Source organism: Amphritea opalescens (assembly GCF_003957515.1).
GTDB classification, from domain to species: domain Bacteria; phylum Pseudomonadota; class Gammaproteobacteria; order Pseudomonadales; family Balneatricaceae; genus Amphritea; species Amphritea opalescens.
The window spans coordinates 422,641-441,936 of the sequence record NZ_RQXW01000001.1 but is presented as its reverse complement, the minus strand read 5'-3'; the positions used below and the strand labels follow the sequence as shown (position 1 = coordinate 441,936).

The window sequence follows — 19,296 nt, the reverse complement described above, 5'->3', positions numbered from 1 at the left end:
ATGCTGACTAAGCGTTTGTGACAACCGAAAAACAACAGAAAACAATGAGGACCTATCATCGACTGACGATGATAGGTAATGATTAAACTTATATTTTTAAGCTTGGATTTAAAGCTAGAAAACTAGCCTTAAATGCGCTCGAACAGCGCTGCAATGCCCTGCCCGCCGCCGATACAGAGGCTCACAACCGCATAGCGACCTTTAATCCGGTTCAGCTCGTATAACGCTTTAATGGTTACTACCGCACCGGTAGCACCGATCGGATGACCAAGTGAGATACCACTGCCGTTCGGGTTCAAACGATCACGGGGTAAGTCTAACTCTTGCGCTACCGCCAGTGCTTGGGCCGCAAACGCTTCGTTGACTTCATAGACATCGATATCATTGGCCGATAGATGGTTACGATCAAACAGTTGCTGTATCGCACCGATCGGACCGATACCCATAATCTTAGGATCAACACCCACTATCGCGTAATCAACCAGTCGGCCCAGCGTCCGGCGACCTTCCGCTTCCGCTTTTTCACGCTCCATCATGACCACCGCACCGGCGGCATCATTCAAGCCAGACGCATTACCCGCGGTAACCGTGCCATCTTTTTTAAACACGGGACGCAGCGCTTGCATCTCTTCGAGGGTGCAATCCATCCGCACATGCTCATCGGTATCAAATAGCTTCACGCCTTTACGACTTTTCAGCTCAACCGGCATAATCTGGTCTTTAAAATAACCTTGTTCGATCGCATGCTGGGCACGGTTATGGCTTAGCACCGCCAGCTCATCTTGGGCTTCACGGCTGATACCGTATTGCTCGGCCACATTTTCTGCCGTCACACCCATGTGAATATGGTTAAAGGGGCAATGCAATGCCGCCACCATAGGATCAACCATCTGTCCGTCACCCATACGCTGACCAAAGCGCGCAGTCGGCAGATGATAAGGCGCGCGGCTCATGGATTCAGCACCACCGGCAACCACCGTATCGCAGACCCCTAATTCAATCTGCTGAGCAGCACTGATAATTGCCTGTAAACCACTACCACACAGACGGTTTAGCGTGAGAGATGGTGTCTCTTCCGATAACCCACCCTTAATCGCCGCCACACGGCCCATATACATATCCGCAGGCTCGGAATGGATCACATTACCAAACACGCTCTGCTCAACCGATTCAGGGTCAATACCCGCACGTTTAACCGCTTCGGCCACCAGCGCCCCGGCTAATTCCGTTGGCTTATGACCTTTCAGGCTACCACCGTAACTACCGATTGCTGTACGAACACCACTGACGACAACTACTTCACGCTTTTTCATAAAATTCTCTCTTGTTTTAGCTGGCCACGCAGGGCCGATAACGCATTTTATTAGGGTGCATCTTTCTGCTTTAGCACTTCAATGCCTTCATTCTCTATCGAATAGGGCGATGTAACAATGTCTAAAAAAGCATATTACTTGATCAAATCGGACAGAGTGAACCATATTTGGTTAGCAGACGCTGTCAGCCTTAGTTGACCTTAATAGAAGCCTTCTAAAAAACAAACATCTTAATAGACGCTGTATTCCGTCTAATTTGACCGAAAGGGAAAGACGGTGAGTCATCGCCTAGATGAAATAATAAAGAGATGCTATATGAGAAATTATTACCGTATCGGACAAGAGCCATTCAAGATGAAAAAAGGGAGCTCAATGCTCCCTTATTTGAATACCCTTAAGTCTCGCCCCGAGATTAACTAACCTGGGTGCGAATCACTTTCTTATTAATTTTGCCAACACTGGTTTTAGGGATATCGGTCACAATCTTAATATCCTGTGGTACGGCCCATTTATTAATATGGCCGCTGGCGACAAATGTCAGTAGATGCTGCTGAATAGCCGCCCCATCAATCTCCTCCCCAGGCTTCCCAACCACTAAGGCATAGGGACGCTCGCCCCACTTCTCATCGGGTACACCAATCACGGCGACCTCGGATACGGCAGGATACTGGCTAATCAGGTTTTCCAGCTCCAGTGAAGAGATCCACTCGCCGCCGGTTTTAATCACATCTTTGATGCGATCTTTAATCTGAATAACGTAATCTTCATTGATCGAAGCGACATCACCGGTATGCAACCAGCCATTTTCCCAAAGCTCTTCACCTTTGGCTTCATCTTTGTAGTATCCCTGCGTCAGCCAAGGTGAGCGGACCACAATTTCTCCTACGGCATCGCCATCGTGCGCGACATCGTTACCCTCAGGGTCAACAATCTTCAGATCGACGAGACCAATGGGTACACCCGCCTTGATCCTCTGCGGTATCTGTTCACTCAGCTCCAGTTCACGTTCAGCAGGCTTGAGGAACACCGCACTGATTAACGGACAGGTTTCCGACATACCGTAAGCGGTAAACAATGCGATACCTTTGTCCACCATCTGTTTTGCCAACGCCGGAGTAGCCGCACTGCCACCGGTGAGCAACTTCCAGCGACTCATATCCGTCGCTTCGGTTTCATCACAGTTAAGAATCATCTGTAGCACGGTCGGCACACCATGGGAGAACGTGACGCCCTCCTTACGGAATAAGCGCAGTAATTTATTAGGTTCGTAGCGGCCTGGGTATACCTGTTTCACTCCTAGCATGGTGGCGATATAGGGAACGCCCCAGGCATGCACATGGAACATCGGTGTCATCGGCATATAGACATCGTCGGAGCGCAACAATGGCTGCCCCTCAAAAGAACCCAGCATACTTGCACCGTTTAACGTATGCAGTACTAGTTGTCGATGGCTGAAATACACCCCTTTTGGGTTGCCGGTTGTGCCGGTGGTATAGAACAGTGTGGCGACGGAATTTTCATCAAAATCAGGGAAGTCATATTCATCGGATGCTTCCGCTAACAAGGCTTCATATTCACCCAGCGAATTGAGGCTGGTCGGCGATGTTTTCTGATCATCACTCAGGCGGATATAGCCACGCACGCTGGGTAGTTGATCGGCTAGCTGTTCAGCAATTACGGTGAAGTCATCATGCACCAACACCAAGTTATCTTCAGCATGGTTCATGGTGTAGCCGACTTGATCGACACTCAGGCGAATATTCACATGGTGTAAAACAGCCCCGATCATCGGCACGGCAAAGTAGCTTTCTAGATAACGATGGCTATCCCAATCCATCACGGCAACAGTATCGCCCGCCTTAACACCTGCCTTGGTGAGCACATTCGCCAGTTTGCAGACACGCTTGTACAGGGTGCGATAGTCATAGCGAAGCACGTCACTATACACAATTTCGTTATCAGGCTGAAAACGCATGCCGGAGGACAAGAGACTTTTAATGAGTAGAGGAAAATCGTGAGCATTTGCTGCAGGTTTAATTATTTTTGTTTGCATAGGTACACCTTAGGTTTGAAAATTCTGCAGATGCCTTGTTCAACTGAATCAATAACGCAGGTTATTGATTGTCGTACGCACATCGCTGAGCACTTTACATCTTACTATTCGATTGGTTATCTCCAGTCATCATGATCAATCACTGACGCGGTTTGATCCATAACCCTTTAGTACATTCTAATGAATTTCATTCTCCATTGAATAATCAAAGGGAACAATGACAAAAAAAGCTCATTAGTTGACATATACGGACAGTCGTCTCAAAAAAACGATGTTTTCATGCAGCACGACGAATTCAAATGAAACTCATCATTGGCTTTATTGTTTAATGGGTTAGGCCATTATCCAAACCGTAACAAGTTGTCTATTCGCCCTACTGCGTTCGTCATATTTCACTGCACCACGATCAAACCATTACTTGATCGGACAGTTCTGCTAAGGGAGTATCCGGAGCATTCCATTGCAGAGTTAGTTATTACGATGGCCATTAAGTTCAGCAAATAACATAAATAGTAGCTAGACACCGGTTTGGGCTGACATCATCCAGTTTCTGAGACGAATGGTGAGCTAAAAGACCAGGTTGCCACTCAACCAGACGCCACTTTCCAGACGTCACTTTCAATTGAGGAAAGAAGATCATCTAAGCTCTCTATCGCCAAATCGATGAAACCGCCTGATTCTCCGGCAATACCCTCACCGCGCTTTTCAGCTAACAAGCCGCTTTAAACTGCCATCAAGTTATGCAACTATGCGCCGGTAACTATTTTAAGGAACCGATGTGGAATTATTAAATCTGGACTGTGAAGACCATAGCCTACGTCTTGAAGGCTCGATGGCGGGTTGGCAACTCCTGTACTGGAACAATACACCGGTTTCCCGATGTGATGCCGCCGGCGATTTCGATGGTGTCAGTGAACATCATTTTGAACTGCAAAATCAGCAGGGTGAAACACTGCTGTGTCGGTTAGAAACCGAAGTGCAATGGGATCCTGTCAACATCGCCTACCGTTTCTATATGGGTGAAAAGCTGATCAGCAGTGGCGAACATGGCCGCGAAATCATGGAGAAACAGGTACCTCAAGGGCCGATACGCCAAGAAAAACGCGCTTTCAGCATCATCGGGCTCGGTGCGTTAGGGCTAAAACTGCTGAAAAGCGCCAAGATCATCAAGGTGGTCATGGCCGGCGCTAGCCTAGCGGCCTACTCTTGGTTTTTCTCGCTGCCCTTTGCCCTCGCCCTGATCTTCTGCCTCGTGGTGCATGAGTATGGTCATATTCGTGCGATGAAGCATTTTGGCATGAAAACCAAAGGGATCTACCTGATCCCATTCGTCGGTGGCTTGGCTCTGAGTGATGCCCGCATTAACACCCGCTGGCAGGATGTCTGCATCTCGATGATGGGGCCGTTTTTTGGCTTTGGCTTATCCCTACTCAGTCTAGTGGCTTACTGGGTGACCGGTTCGATGTTTTTTGCCGGATTAAGCGCCTTCAATGCGCTGCTAAACCTGTTTAACCTGCTGCCGATTCTGCCATTGGATGGCGGGCATATCCTCAAGAGCATCGCCTTTTCCATGAATTCACTGTTAGGGCTGTTACTCTGTGGCGCCGCCGCCGCTGGTGGTATCTGGCTCAGTTATGAGTTTGGTTTAGCGTTGCTCGGCTTTCTCTTAATCATCGGAAGTGTTGAGGTATTTTTTGAATGGCGAGGCCGACACCACAGCTTACTCTTACCCCTAGATCGTTATGGCCAAATAATCTCTGCACTCTGGTATATCCTTACCGTTGCAGGCTTGATTGCGATCATCTGGTATTTTCATGGGATGGGGGATGCACTGCTGGGGCTTCCACTTAAGATATTGCAAAGCTAAACTGCGGTATCACTTCCAACAAGCTGCCAATAAAGAGTCGTGTATATGAGCGATAAAATAGTCGATATCAATAGCAAGCGGGATGATCTGCGCCATAAGCGTAAAGAGAAGCAGTTAAACGAGATGAAAAGCCTGTTTGAGAAAGCCCTGCCCACCGAAGAGCAGGACCCGAAAAAAAAGCTACTCAACCTCTTCAAGAAAAAACCTAAAAAGTAATGACGCTCAACAATAAAGGCAGCCTAGGCTGCCTTTATTCACACTCATCGATCGTCGTTACATTATCCCTTAGCAGGCAACACCGTACTGGCAACCTCGCCAAAGCCGATACGGACACTTCCCTGTTGCTGACAATAACCCCGCATCACTACGGTATCGCCATCTTCCAAAAAGGTACGTTGTTCGCCATTGGGTAGGCTGATCGCCTCTTTGCCGCCACGACTCAGCTCTAGCAGTGAGCCGCCCTGCTCATGCTCTGGGCCCGATTGGGTGCCAGAACCAAAGAAGTCCCCAGGGCGCAGATTACAGCCGTTCACGGTGTGGTGGGCAACCATCTGCGCCACTGTCCAATAAGAATAAACAAAGTTAGAGTTCGATAATTGAGCGGCGGCTTCACCCTGCTCTCGCATCTGCTGTGTTTGCAGCAGCACCTCTAATTTAATATCTAACGCGCCTTCTTCGCTGTTTTTCGCCGATGCTAAATAAGGCAGTGGCTGTGGGTCCTGCGCATCCCGCTTAAATTCGCGACGATATGGCAGCAGTGCTTCATTGGTCACAATCCAAGGGGATACGGTAGAGGCAAAGTTTTTCGCTAAAAACGGCCCTAACGGCTGATACTCCCACGCTTGAATATCACGGGCAGACCAATCATTAAACAAGCAATAACCAAACACATGTTGATCCGCCTCATCGAGGGCAACCGGCTCGCCGAGCTCATTCCCTTTGCCGATGTAGATCCCCACCTCTAGTTCATAATCCAACCGCTGACAGGCATTCAGGCTGGGCGATTCAGCGTCCGGCGCTTTGGTTTGCCCCTGCGGACGACGGAAGGTTTGCCCCGAGACATCAATTGAGGAACTGCGACCATGATAACCGATCGGCACCCATTTATAGTTCGGCAACAACGGGTTGTCCGGCCGGAACAGGCTCCCTATTCGGGTAGCATGAAAGACTGAGGTGTAAAAATCGGTGTAATCACCAATGTTACACGGCAGGCTATACTCAACGTCACTCTGTGCTACCAAGCAGCTTTCTAACGCGCCTTGCTCAGCCGCACCTTCTCGCAATGCCCTTGATAACGCTAAACGCAACGCCGACCAAATCGTGGAGCCTAATGACATGAAATGATTTAGCGTTGGCTGAGCACAGGCGGCCACGCCAACGGCGGCATCACCCGAGAACACACCATCAACGGCGGCTAAATCCAATACTTGATCACCAATCGCGACGCCCCCCCGAAACGCTTCATCTGAACCTTTACGTCGAAACGCAGCAAAGGGTAAATTTTGAATCGGGAAATCAGTGTCCGCATCGTTTGCACTACTTACCCAGCTACGTAAATCAGAATGATGCGTTTCATTTAATACAGGCATAGTTACTCTCGGCTTTTCTCAACTATTGATTAGTCATCAGCGGCGCTTTCATCCTCAGCGCGACAAAAGTCTGATGTAGTTTTTTATTATTCACCCGTACGGTAGCAGAAGCCCGACGTGCATCAAGGTGTAAGGGATAAATACATTAATTCCATTAGGTAAATAATGCTTAAAAATACACTAAATGGTGACCTAAACTCATCACCTAAATACATTATTCCCCGCCTTATGGTAGGTTAATCTATCCGTTATAGGCCACCGCAACGGAATGTATAACCTGATGAATGGAACGAAAGCGTTACCCCCGATAAGGGCTTATTAAGGATATGGGAAAAGGACACAATCATATGCCGGAATCAATTGTCTCGTTGGAGAGCATTTGTAGCCAAGCGGTTTTACACGCTCAACCCACGGATGCGGCATTGCATATCCTGCACCGGATGCGCCAATCAAATGTCAGCTCTATTGTCATCATGGATCATCAAGAGCCGCTGGGCATCATCACCGAAAAAGACATACTCCGATTAGTCAGTAGCGCAAAACAGGACCTCGCCCCCCTCACCGCTGCCGATATCATGACCTCCCCCGTTAAAACCATGCAGAGTGATTGTGACTTTCAACAAGCTTACGAACAGATGCAACGGGATAATCTGCGTCACATCGTGGTGATTAATCGGGATGGCAGCCTCAACGGCATCGCCACCGAAACAGACTTTATTCAGCACCTTGGGGTAGAGTATTTAGCCGAAATAAAACATGTCGATGCGGTGATGGAACGGGTGGTACAGTTTATCTCGCCACAGGCGACACTGCGCCAAGCATTTACCCTGATGAACCAAAACATGATCAGCTGTGTGGTGGTGGGTGAACATCATCAAGCCGATGGTATTTTGACAGAACGGGATGTGATACGACTGCTCGACGACAAGATCGATCTTAATACCACCGTCGAGCAACATATGAGCACGCCTGTCACTATCGTTGACGCCAAAGAGTCATTACTCGAAGCGCGACAGATCATGCAAACCCAATCGATTCGACGATTACTGGTGAGTGATGCCGAGGGCCATATTGTTGGTCTATTAACCCGCCAACACCTACTAGATAAGCTGCAAACCCATTTCGTTAAGGTCATGCGTAATGCCCTCGAAACCCTTAATCAAAAACTACTGATTAGCCAGCACAGAGCGGAACACTATCACGGCTTTTTTGAGAGCTCGCCATTGGCCTACCACTCGCTAGATGCCGAGGGTAACTTTCTTGAAATTAACGCCTGCTGGCGAACATTATTGGGCTATGAAAATAGCGAAGTGATTGGCAAATCCTTTCTGCTTGTATTGGAGCCGGAGCAGGAACAACAATTCAAACTCAATTTCGCTAAGTTTATACAACAGGGTCATATTGAAAACGTTTACTACCGTCTAGTCACTAAAAGTGGCGATCGGGTAGATGTTCAGCTTGATGGCCGGGTCGTACATAATGAAGCCACTGGTTTTGCCCAAACCCACTGCCTGCTCACCAACTTAACCGAAAAACACAAAGTCGATGCTCAGTTGCGTTTATTTCGCCAATTGATCGACCACAGTAATGATGCGCTCTTTGTCATCAACGCTAAAACCGCCCGTATTATCGATATCAATCAGGCGAGTTGCGATTATTTAGGCTATAGCCGAGAGCAACTATTAAACACACGCGTCATCGACTTCAGCGCCACACACCAAGATCTAGACAGCTGGCAGCGCATTTTAAAAATACTTCTGTCGAATACCCAAAACAGTATATTTGAATCGGTACATCGCACCGTCGATGGTCGTGAGGTACCGGTAGAGATCAGCTCAACCGTGCTCAATCTCGATGGCGAACAGATCGTATTATCCACGGTCAGAGATATCACGGAACGTAAATTAATCGAAAAGAGATCCCGTCAGGAAAGTGACTTTTTACAAGCTGTCATCGACTGTATCGGCGACCCCGTGACGGTGATCGGTACAGACTACCGAGTCATTAAATCCAATCGCGCCGCGGATGATTACTTTTACCACTGCCTCCAGCAGGACGATAAACCCTGTTACCGCTCTGTCGATCAGCATGGTTCCCCCTGTGACATCTGCCCGCTGACGGATGTCATGGAAAGCCAAAAACCCACCACCCGTATTCACGAGCACGCATTGGCAAATGGCGAAACCCGTACCTTTGAGCTAATGGCCAGCCCTCTCTATGACACCGAGGGTAATATCACCGGGTTGGTTGAATCCAGTCGAGACATTACCGACCATATCGCTATACAAAAATCATTGCAGGAAAAAGAAAAAAGCCTCGATTTCTTGGCGCATCACGACACCCTGACTAAACTACCGAACCGCTTACTCTTTAATGACCGGCTCAAACAAGCACTGCTACATGCGAAACGTTTAGACAAAACCGTCGGCCTACTGTTTATTGACCTTGATGAATTCAAAGGGATCAATGATAGCTTTGGCCACAACCTAGGCGACCAACTACTGATCAAGGTCTCCGAACGCTTACAGCACCATGTGCGTGATTACGATACGATCTCACGCCTCGGCGGCGATGAGTTCACCATTATCGTCGAAGATATCCAACACCCGGACGATCTCGCTCTCATTGCGCAAAACCTGCAAACCGCATTCAATGAACCGATCATACTGGAAGAGCAGCAACTGCATATCAGCTTAAGTATCGGTATCAGCGTCTTCCCCGATGATGCCGAGCAGCCTGAAGACTTAGTTCGCAATGCAGATACTGCCATGTACCGCGCGAAATCCACTGGCAAAAACCGCTATGAGTTTTACACCCATGAGATGACCGATCAGGCCTTAGAACGCATAATGATGCTCGGCGCCATGCGTAACGCCATAGAACATGATCAGTTTATCCTGCATTATCAGCCACAGATTGATATCACCGATAACCGTATTATTGGCGCAGAGGCGCTGATTCGTTGGAAAGACCCACAACTCGGCCTCATTCCTCCCGATCGTTTTATTCCCCTCGCCGAAAAAAACGGCATGATTAAAATCATTGATCTTTGGGTACTGGACACCGTGTGCCGCAATATTCGTCAATGGCAAATAGCGGGGTATCAGGTTCCCCGCATTTCGGTCAATATTTCAGCCCGCCACTTTGGTACGAATAACCTACCTAGCGACGTCGAAACCATACTCAAGCGCAACCAATGCAGCAGCGACATGATCGAGTTGGAAATTACCGAAGGGGTGATTCTGAACAACCCCGCCCGAGCAGGAAAAGAGCTTAAGCAGATACGTGATATGGGTATCCGCCTGGCGATCGATGATTTTGGCACCGGCTACTCCTCCCTCAGCTACCTAAAATCCCTACCTCTCGACCGCTTAAAGATCGACCACTCATTTATTACAGATATTCCTGAAGATCAGAATGATCAAGCCATCGCCCGTGCCGTGATTGCCCTCAGCAATAGCCTTGGATTAGAAGTCATCGCCGAAGGCATGGAGACCGAGCAACAGCGACAATTTCTAATTGATGAAGGCTGCCTCTACGCTCAAGGGTTTTTATTCAGCAAAGGCGTGCCCGAAGAAGAGTTTCTGGCGTTATTAAACAGACACTAGTCTAGTCCCTGCTCGCTCATTAACGACCAGCCCTCAAGTTAGGGCTGGCCAACCATGCTAAGATGCCCAGCCATAGTATCAACGCGGATATTAACGAATAACCGCAAGCTCACCGACCAACAGATAACAATGAAAATACATTTATGAAAACAGTACTGATTACCGGCTGTTCCAGCGGCATTGGCTATCATGTTGCTATTGGCCTGCAACAACGGGGCTACCGGGTGATCGCCACCGCTCGGCAACAGCAGGATGTCGAACGCTTGCAACAACAAGGATTGGAATCAATCCAGCTCGACCTCCAATACTCTGAGTCGATTCAACAGGCGATGGATTGGATTGAAACACAAACCGGCGGTGAGCTCTTTGCGCTGTTTAATAATGGTGCCTATGGTCAGCCTGGCGCCATCGAAGACCTAAGCCGAGAGGTGCTCAGACAGCAACTTGAGATCAACCTATTAGGCTGGCACGAACTCACCTGCCGAGTGCTACCACTGATGCGGCGGCAAGGCTTCGGGCGGATTATTCAAAACAGTTCCGTATTGGGGCTGATTGCGATGCGTTTTCGTGGGGCTTACAACACCAGCAAGTTTGCCCTAGAAGGCTATACGGACACCCTACGACAAGAGCTCACCGGCACTGGCATCCATATCTCACTGATTGAGCCCGGCCCCGTTAAGAGTCAATTTAGAGCCAATGGCTTAAAAGCCTTCAAGGCGAATATTGATGTGGAGGCCAGCCCCTTTCGCAAGAGTTATAAAAAAGTACTGCAGCGATTAAGTACCGAAGACAAAGGCGACGACCCCTTCACCCTAGGTCCTGAGGCGGTGTTGGACAAAGTGATCCATGCGCTGGAGAGTAAGCGGCCTAAAGCCCGTTATTACGTAACCTTTCCCACCCATCTTTTTGGGTTTCTTCGACGGATATTGTCCACTCGATTGCTTGATTGGATACTGCTAAAGGCATCCAGCGTAGAAAACAAATAAGGGCTAGTCTTCTTAATACCGCAACCGCAGCAGGATTAAACAGACGGGTTAACGGGCTGCCACCTTGGCACACGCATAAACGCCACCATAGGAATCAGACCGAGCGACAAGCTTTGTCTGAGTCAACTCGAGTATCGTCGAGGATTCTACCTGCTTAGGAGGAAACAGGTTTTCTAAATCAAGAAAACTATTTAACTGAGGGTGACTTCGATTGATCAACCTTAGTGCTGGCGAGGTAAAGGTCAGCGTCCCTTCTTTCATTGCCCAGCGAGATTGATGAGAAACACCATATTCCATCTCAGGAAAGTTAGGTATTTTAAGCACCAGTGTACCTAAGCCATTTGACTGTCCATCCGCCAAGTAATCGACGTTGTAATCAATATTCATCCGCGTCGGCCCATCAACCATTGCATGCTCACAATGCCAACGGCCGTAGATATCGGCCTGTTTGAAGGCGTTTGGCTCATCAGCTTGAACCGCAGTAGACAAAGAGATCAAGAAGGCAAGCAGAGGTAAAGTGGTTATGTGCAGCATAGAAACCCATGGATAGATCGAGCGATTAGGAATGGCCATTGTGCCCAACGAAGCTTGCTGCCAGCTTAACCGAACCGATAGATGATGAATACCCAAATAAACCATAGTGTGGCTCATCTAGTGGGAGCCACTTTTCGCGTAGGGTGCAGATGAGGAACGAACCGCACCAGTTTTATCGATCACAGCGGCAATGCAACCATCTCGCCACCAGAGGCGGCTCCTACCAGAAAGTTTGGATGCACGTTTTACCAGCGATTTGGGAGCCCCTTCGAGGGCGATAAGATGTCGGAGAGCTTACGATCGAGAAATCTCAGTCATTGCGGTGTAGCGATTCATCTCGTCAGTGGTGCGGTTCATTCTTCACCGGCACCCTACAGGAGTCGATTCGTAGGGTGCCGGTGAGGAACGAACCGCACCATCAATAGCCAAAGCCTTAACTCACCAAGCCATTACGGCCCATGATCTCTTCAATTTCAGGCAAAGAAGCCGGATCATCAATCGTTGAGGGAATGTTGTACTCTTTGCCATCGGCGATCTGACGCAACAGTTTACGCAGAATCTTACCGGAGCGGGTTTTCGGTAAACGCTGAACCACAATGGCACGTCGGAAACAGGCCACGGCACCGATCTCTTTACGCACCATCGCGACTAACTCTGCTTCAATCTGCGCCTCGTCGGTCTCAACACCGTTTTTCAACAACACCAAACCGATCGGCTGCTGTCCTTTCAACGGATCATTAATACCGATAACCGCACACTCAGCCACGGATGGGTGATCCGCAACGATCTCTTCCATCTCTCCCGTCGACAAGCGATGACCCGCAACATTGATCACATCGTCGGTACGGCCCATGATAAAGATGTAACCATCATCATCTTTATAGCCCCCATCACCGGAACAGTAATATCCCGGAAACTCGGATAGATAACCGGTACGGAAACGCTCAAAATCGCCCCATACCGTCGGCAAGCAACTCGGTGGCAAAGGCAGCTTAATCGCAATATTCCCCTGCTCCCCATTCGGTAACTCATTACCTTCATGGTCGAGAATTTTAATATTAAATCCGGTTACCGGTACCGTTGATGAACCAGGCTTAGGCTCAAGCATTTCGACGCCGGTTAAGTTACCGCAAATAGCCCAACCGGTTTCAGTCTGCCACCAGTGATCGATAACCGGCTTACCCAGTATTTCTTTGGTCCAGTGGTAAGTCGGTGGATCGAGGCGCTCACCGGCCATAAAGACTGTTTCCAGTTTACTAAGATCATAAGCCTTAAGCATGTCAGATTCTGGATCTTCTTTCTTAATCGCCCGAAAAGCGGTTGGGGCCGCAAACAAGGCTTTAACGCCATATTCATCACAGACACGCCAGAAAGCGCCCGCATCTGGTGTTCTAATCGGCTTGCCTTCATACACAATGGTGGTGCAACCGGCGAGCAAGGGGCCATAAACGATATAAGAGTGACCCACTACCCAGCCGACATCCGATGCCGCCCAGAATACTTCACCGGGTTCCATGTTGTAGATCGCTTTCATACTGTATTTCAGCGCTACCGCATGACCACCATTATCACGTACCACCCCTTTAGGCTTACCGGTGGTTCCGGAGGTATACAGAATATAGAGCGGGTCCGTCGCTTTCACCGGCGTACAATCAGCAGGTTCAGCCGTCGCGACAGCATCGGCCCAATCGATATCGCGGCCAGCCATCATCTCAGCCTTAACCTGTGGGCGCTGGAAGACAATGCAGCTATCCGGTTTATGAGCGGATTTCTCGATCGCTTCATCTAATAGCGGCTTATAGGCAATTACTTTTTCAATCTCGATACCGCAAGAGGATGTAACCACGACTTTCGGTTCGGCATCATCAATACGTACCGCTAATTCATGGGGAGCAAAGCCACCAAAGACCACCGAATGAATGGCACCGAGACGGGCCACTGCTAGCATCGCAATCACAGATTCCGCGATCATCGGCATATAGATAACCACTCGATCGCCCTTCTCAACGCCCTGAGCTTTTAGAACACCAGCAAATTTAGCCACGGCATCACGGAGTTCTGAGTAGGTATAGCGCTGCTTCGTGTCCGTCACAGGAGAATCATAAATCAACGCATCTTGATCGCCTCGACCACTTTCAACATGGTAGTCCAGCGCTAGGTATGCGGTATTCATCTCGCCATCAGCAAACCAGCGATCAATGCCATTTTCATCCTTGCTCAGGATGGTCTCTGGCTTCTTGAACCACTTGAGTGCTTCTGCTTTTTCTGCCCAGAAGGCTTCCGGCGTTTCAATTGATTTTCTGTATTCTTCTTTATATGACATAGCACTGGTCCTTCGGTGTAACCCTTATTATATGTGTCAAACCGACCATATCCGCTTAATTTAACTCAATTATGCGACGACGCCGGCGTGAACCACTTGAGGCACACTCTAACCGAGATGCGGGTAAATGGAACTACTACAAAAGGCTATATTGTCTACGATGTCGCGATGAATAGCTGATAAAACCTGCTATTTAGATCATTTAAGCCCGCCTAAAATAATGATCTACATCAATTGTCGACAATCCTGTACTCCACTATTTATCTAACGCCCTTGCAAAAAAACCAAAAAAAACCGCCCGAAGGCGGCTTTTTGATAAATAGCGTGACGCTGGCAACCAATAGATCAATCGCTACGCTGCACCTTAATACTGTTTTTAATACCGGTCATCACATTGCGCTCATACAGCGCTTCTTGGGGAACCCGATGGGCGTCATTTTCGTTCTTAGCGTTTTCAAAGTAACACAGGGTGGGTTTAAAGCCTTCAGCTTCCTGCTCATCGAGTTGCACATAAGAGCAGATAATCAATAGATCACCTTTCGATGCACGGTGAGCCGCAGCACCATTCACCGAGATGATACCGCTGTTATCTTCGGCACGAATCGCGTAAGTCGTAAAGCGTTCGCCATTGTTGACGTTATAAATATGAATCTGTTCGTACTCTTTAATGCCGGAACGCTCAAGCAATACGCCATCAATGGCACATGAGCCTTCATAGTAAAGTTCAGCATGGGTAACGGTAACGCGGTGCAATTTAGTTTTTAAGAATGTTTGCAACATATTAATGACCTAAGTCTCTCATTGGCCGGACAAGCCGGACGTTCACACAGCTGAAAATAGCTTCAGCCTCTCTCTGTCAATCATCCTAACCACAGCGATCACTGACATAGACCTAGTGGCCCCTACTTATAGGTAATCTATATTATATCTTTAGTTATAAAATAACTTACCTTTAAGCGTTGGCCATTGTATCAGCAACCGTTAAAAATTTAAGACCTAATCAAGCAAATGCTGAGATAAATATTGCTCATACTAGCCCGAAAGGCCTCCTCCTAAGGCAGTATTACCCTGTGCTGCGCCTTTAACTCCAAGGATTTTCATGACGATATGCAGCTAAGTCACCCAAACGCTGAATTTTTGCTATAAAATAGCCGCCTTTACAACAGGTTATAATAGGTTTTTAGCGTGCAAGCAGTAATTCAGACAGACAAGACCGAGCAGCTTAAGCAAGCCATGGCAGAACGCATTCTGGTTCTTGACGGCGGCATGGGCACCATGATTCAGGACCATAAACTGAATGAAGCTGACTTTCGCGGTGACCGCTTTGCTGACTGGGAAACTGATCTGCAAGGCAACAATGACCTATTAGTGCTCACCCAGCCTAAAATTATTAGCAGTATCTATCGCGCTTATCTCGAAGCAGGCGCGGATATCATTGAGACCAATACCTTTAACGCCACCTCGATCGCGATGGCCGATTACTCAATGGAATCCCTCAGCCATGAGATCAACTTGGTGGCGGCACGGTTAGCACGCGAAGTAGCCGATGAGGTTAGCGCGGAAACCGGTATACCCCGCTATGTTGCAGGGGTTTTAGGACCTACCAACCGTACCTGTTCTATCTCGCCCGATGTTAACGATCCCGGCTTTCGTAATGTCAGCTTCGATCAGCTTGTCGAAGCCTATACCGAATCCATCGACGGCTTGGTGAATGGTGGCGCGGATATTATTCTGATCGAAACCATCTTCGATACCCTGAATGCTAAAGCGGCAATCTTCGCCGTTGATCAATATTTTGAAGATCATCAGATGCGTCTACCGGTGATGATCTCCGGCACCATTACCGATGCGTCTGGTCGCACACTCTCTGGCCAAACCACCGAAGCGTTTTGGAACTCGGTTCGCCATATTAAGCCACTTTCTATCGGCCTTAACTGTGCCTTGGGGCCAAACGAACTACGTCAGTATGTGGAAGAGCTTTCCCGTATTGCCAATACCTATGTGTCTGCCCACCCGAACGCTGGCTTGCCGAACGCCTTTGGTGGCTATGATGAAACACCAAGACAGATGGCCGCCGAGATCCGCGAGTGGGCTCAAGCAGGCTTCCTGAACATTATCGGTGGTTGTTGCGGCACCACACCTGCGCACATTACCGCGATGGGTAAAGCCGCGAATGAATCGGCACCACGACAAATTCCAGACATCCCCATTGAGTGTCGCTTGTCCGGCCTTGAGCCGCAAAATATCAATAAAGACACCCTCTTTGTTAACGTCGGCGAACGGACTAACGTCACCGGCTCGGCGATGTTTAAACGTCTGATTAAAGAAGGTGATTACGAAACCGCCCTCGATGTGGCTCGTCAGCAAGTTGAAAACGGCGCCCAGATTATCGATATCAATATGGATGAGGGGATGCTGGATGCGGAAGCCGCCATGGTGCGCTTTCTCACCCTGATCGCCTCTGAGCCTGATATCTCCCGTGTGCCGATTATGATCGACTCCTCTAAATGGGAAGTGATCGAGGCCGGTCTTAAGTGTATCCAAGGTAAGGGTATCGTTAACTCTATCAGCCTCAAAGAGGGTGAAGAGAAGTTTATCTATCAAGCCAACCTGCTCCGCCGTTATGGTGCAGCCGTGGTGGTAATGGCCTTTGATGAAGATGGCCAAGCCGATACCGAAGAACGTAAAACACAGATCTGTGCCCGCTCTTATAAAGTGCTCACCGAAGTGGTTGGCTTTCCTCCGGAAGATATCATCTTCGACCCTAACATCTTTGCGGTGGCGACCGGTATCGATGAGCACAATAACTATGCGGTGGACTTTATCCGCGCTACGGGCTGGATCAAGAAGAATCTCCCCTATGCCATGATCTCTGGCGGCGTTTCCAACGTGTCCTTTTCTTTCCGGGGTAATAATCCGGTACGTGAAGCGATCCACTGCGTGTTCCTCTACCATGCTATTCAGCAGGGTATGGATATGGGTATTGTTAACGCCGGACAGCTGGCCATCTACGATGACCTGCCGGAAGAACTGCGCGTCGCCGTTGAAGCCGTCATCATGAACACCTCCGATGAGGCCACCGAAAACCTCTTGGAGATCGCAGAGAAATACCGCGGTGATGGTGCCCAAGTTGAGGAGAAAACCCAAGAATGGCGCAGCCTACCTGTTAAGGAACGGCTTTCTCACTCACTGGTTAAAGGTATCGCCGAATATATCGACGATGATGTCGAAGAGTGCCGTCATCAATTTGAGCGTCCGATACAAGTGATCGAAGGCCCATTGATGGACGGTATGGGCGTTGTTGGGGACCTATTCGGTGCCGGTAAGATGTTTCTGCCTCAGGTGGTTAAGTCCGCCCGGGTGATGAAAAAAGCGGTCGCCTACCTGATGCCCTTTATCGAAGCCGAAAAAGCCGGTGCGGCTAGCGAAACCGCCGGTAAGATTCTGATGGCCACGGTTAAGGGTGATGTTCACGATATCGGTAAAAACATCGTTGGCGTCGTGCTGCAATGTAATAACTACGAGATTATTGATCTCGGCGTGATGGTGCCTGCAGAGAAAATCCTGCGCACGGCCCGTGAAGAAAATGTCGATATTATAGGTCTGTCCGGCTTGATCACCCCATCACTCGATGAGATGGTGCATGTAGCAAAAGAGATGGAGCGACAGGGTTTCGATATTCCGTTGATGATTGGTGGTGCAACCACTTCCAAGGCCCATACGGCGGTTAAAATCGATAAAGCCTACAAGCGGGATCAGGTGGTGCATGTCACTAACGCTTCCCGTGCTGTTAACGTGGCGAGCACCCTACTCTCCGCCGAGCGAAAACCCGCCTATGTGAAAGAGATACAGGACGACTACGCCGCGGTTCGACAACGCTATGCAGATCGGATGAGCCAAGCTCGCCGAGTGTCACTGATTCAAGCGCGCTCGAACAAATACAAGATCGATTGGAGTAACTACACCCCGCCGGTACCGGCTCAACTGGGTATTCAATCCTTCGAGCATATCGAACTGGACGCGCTGCGTGACTATATCGATTGGACCCCCTTCTTCCACTCTTGGGAGCTGGCTGGGCGTTATCCACGTATTCTCACCGACGAAATCATCGGTGAAGAGGCCACAAAGCTGTTCGCCGATGCACAGGCGATGCTGACGGATATCATTGATAACAAAAAGCTAGAAGCCCGCGCCGTTATCGGTCTATTCCCAGTCAATAGCATCAATGATGACGATATCGAACTGTATACCGATGACAGCCGTTCAGAAGTTCTGATGACCTTGCACCATTTGCGTCAGCAGGTCGAGAAAACCGCAGATAAGTCCAACATGTGCTTAACCGACTTTATTGCACCGAAAGAGAGCGGCAAAGCCGATTACTTTGGCGCCTTCGCGGTGAGTACCGGCTTTGGTGATCAGGTGATGATTGATGCCTATGAAGCCGACCATGATGATTATCACAGCATCATGGTCAAAGCCCTGGCTGACCGTCTCGCCGAGGCGCTGGCCGAGTATATGCATGCCCGTACCCGTCGTGAATTCTGGGGCTACGCCGCCGATGAGGCGTTAGACAATGAAGCACTGATCAAAGAGAAGTATCAGGGTATTCGCCCAGCTCCCGGTTATCCCGCTTGTCCCGAACATACCGAGAAAGCACGACTCTGGAAGCTGCTGGATGTTGAAGAACGCATCGGCATGACCATCACCGATAGCTTTGCCATGTTGCCGACCTCCTCGGTCAGCGGCTGGTATTTCAGCCATCCAGAATCACAGTATTTTGGTGTAGCGAAGATCGGCGAAGATCAGCTGGAATCCTATGCCAAACGTACCGGCATGGAAAAAACCGTCGCCGAGCGCTGGTTATCCCCTAACCTTGGCTATGAGCCGGATGATAGTTAAGTGTTGTGTAGGGTGTGGTGAAGAATGAACCGCACCATGACTTGCACCGATAGCAAAGGTTTTTGGTATTAGCGGTGCGGTTCGCGAAGCTCACCACACCCTACGGAAAGGTGTAGGGTGAGGT

General features: G+C 49.0%; 11 protein-coding genes. 5 read left to right on the top strand and 6 right to left on the bottom strand.

The window, feature by feature from the left end:
- Positions 1-128 precede the first annotated feature (128 nt).
- The gene (bktB, locus tag EH243_RS01910; RefSeq protein ID WP_126156939.1) at positions 129-1,313 is read right to left on the bottom strand and encodes a beta-ketothiolase BktB; all 1,185 of its coding nucleotides are present in this window, start codon (positions 1,311-1,313) and stop codon (positions 129-131) included.
- 412 nt (positions 1,314-1,725) lie between these two features.
- Positions 1,726-3,366 carry a fatty acid--CoA ligase gene (locus tag EH243_RS01905; protein WP_126156938.1) on the bottom strand — a complete coding sequence of 547 codons (1,641 nt, stop codon included), beginning with the start codon at positions 3,364-3,366 and terminating at the stop codon, positions 1,726-1,728.
- Between the two features lie 778 nt (positions 3,367-4,144).
- Here EH243_RS01905 and EH243_RS01900 point away from each other — a divergent pair.
- Complete coding sequence (locus EH243_RS01900; RefSeq protein ID WP_126156937.1) at positions 4,145-5,233, top strand: site-2 protease family protein; 1,089 nt, start codon at positions 4,145-4,147, stop codon at positions 5,231-5,233.
- A gap of 45 nt (positions 5,234-5,278) precedes the next feature.
- On the top strand, positions 5,279-5,449 hold the full coding sequence (locus EH243_RS18505) for a hypothetical protein (protein ID WP_164549020.1): 171 nt from the start codon (positions 5,279-5,281) through the stop codon (positions 5,447-5,449).
- Positions 5,450-5,511: 62 nt separating this feature from the next.
- Here EH243_RS18505 and fahA read toward each other — a convergent pair whose 3' ends face one another.
- On the bottom strand, positions 5,512-6,822 hold the full coding sequence (gene fahA / locus EH243_RS01895) for a fumarylacetoacetase (RefSeq protein ID WP_126156936.1): 1,311 nt from the start codon (positions 6,820-6,822) through the stop codon (positions 5,512-5,514).
- Between the two features lie 347 nt (positions 6,823-7,169).
- Here fahA and EH243_RS01890 point away from each other — a divergent pair, with 347 nt between their 5' ends.
- The gene (locus EH243_RS01890) at positions 7,170-10,430 is read left to right on the top strand and encodes an EAL domain-containing protein (RefSeq protein ID WP_164549019.1); all 3,261 of its coding nucleotides are present in this window, start codon (positions 7,170-7,172) and stop codon (positions 10,428-10,430) included.
- A gap of 143 nt (positions 10,431-10,573) precedes the next feature.
- A complete protein-coding gene (locus EH243_RS01885) occupies positions 10,574-11,416 on the top strand; it encodes an SDR family oxidoreductase (RefSeq protein ID WP_126156934.1) in 843 nt (280 codons plus the stop codon).
- A 48-nt stretch (positions 11,417-11,464) separates the two neighbouring features.
- On the opposite strand, the gene EH243_RS01880 is transcribed toward EH243_RS01885, so the two are convergent.
- From EH243_RS01880 to panD, 3 genes are all read right to left on the bottom strand, one after another.
- Positions 11,465-12,067 (bottom strand): hypothetical protein, encoded by a 603-nt coding sequence (locus tag EH243_RS01880; protein WP_126156933.1) that lies wholly within the window; start codon positions 12,065-12,067, stop codon positions 11,465-11,467.
- A 316-nt stretch (positions 12,068-12,383) separates the two neighbouring features.
- Positions 12,384-14,273, bottom strand: coding sequence for a propionyl-CoA synthetase (locus EH243_RS01875; RefSeq protein WP_126156932.1), 1,890 nt, complete (start codon positions 14,271-14,273; stop codon positions 12,384-12,386).
- 345 nt (positions 14,274-14,618) lie between these two features.
- Positions 14,619-15,053 carry an aspartate 1-decarboxylase gene (gene panD, locus EH243_RS01870; protein WP_126156931.1) on the bottom strand — a complete coding sequence of 145 codons (435 nt, stop codon included), beginning with the start codon at positions 15,051-15,053 and terminating at the stop codon, positions 14,619-14,621.
- Between the two features lie 405 nt (positions 15,054-15,458).
- Here panD and metH point away from each other — a divergent pair, with 405 nt between their 5' ends.
- A complete protein-coding gene (metH, locus tag EH243_RS01865; RefSeq protein ID WP_126156930.1) occupies positions 15,459-19,172 on the top strand; it encodes a methionine synthase in 3,714 nt (1,237 codons plus the stop codon).
- Positions 19,173-19,296 lie beyond the last annotated feature (124 nt).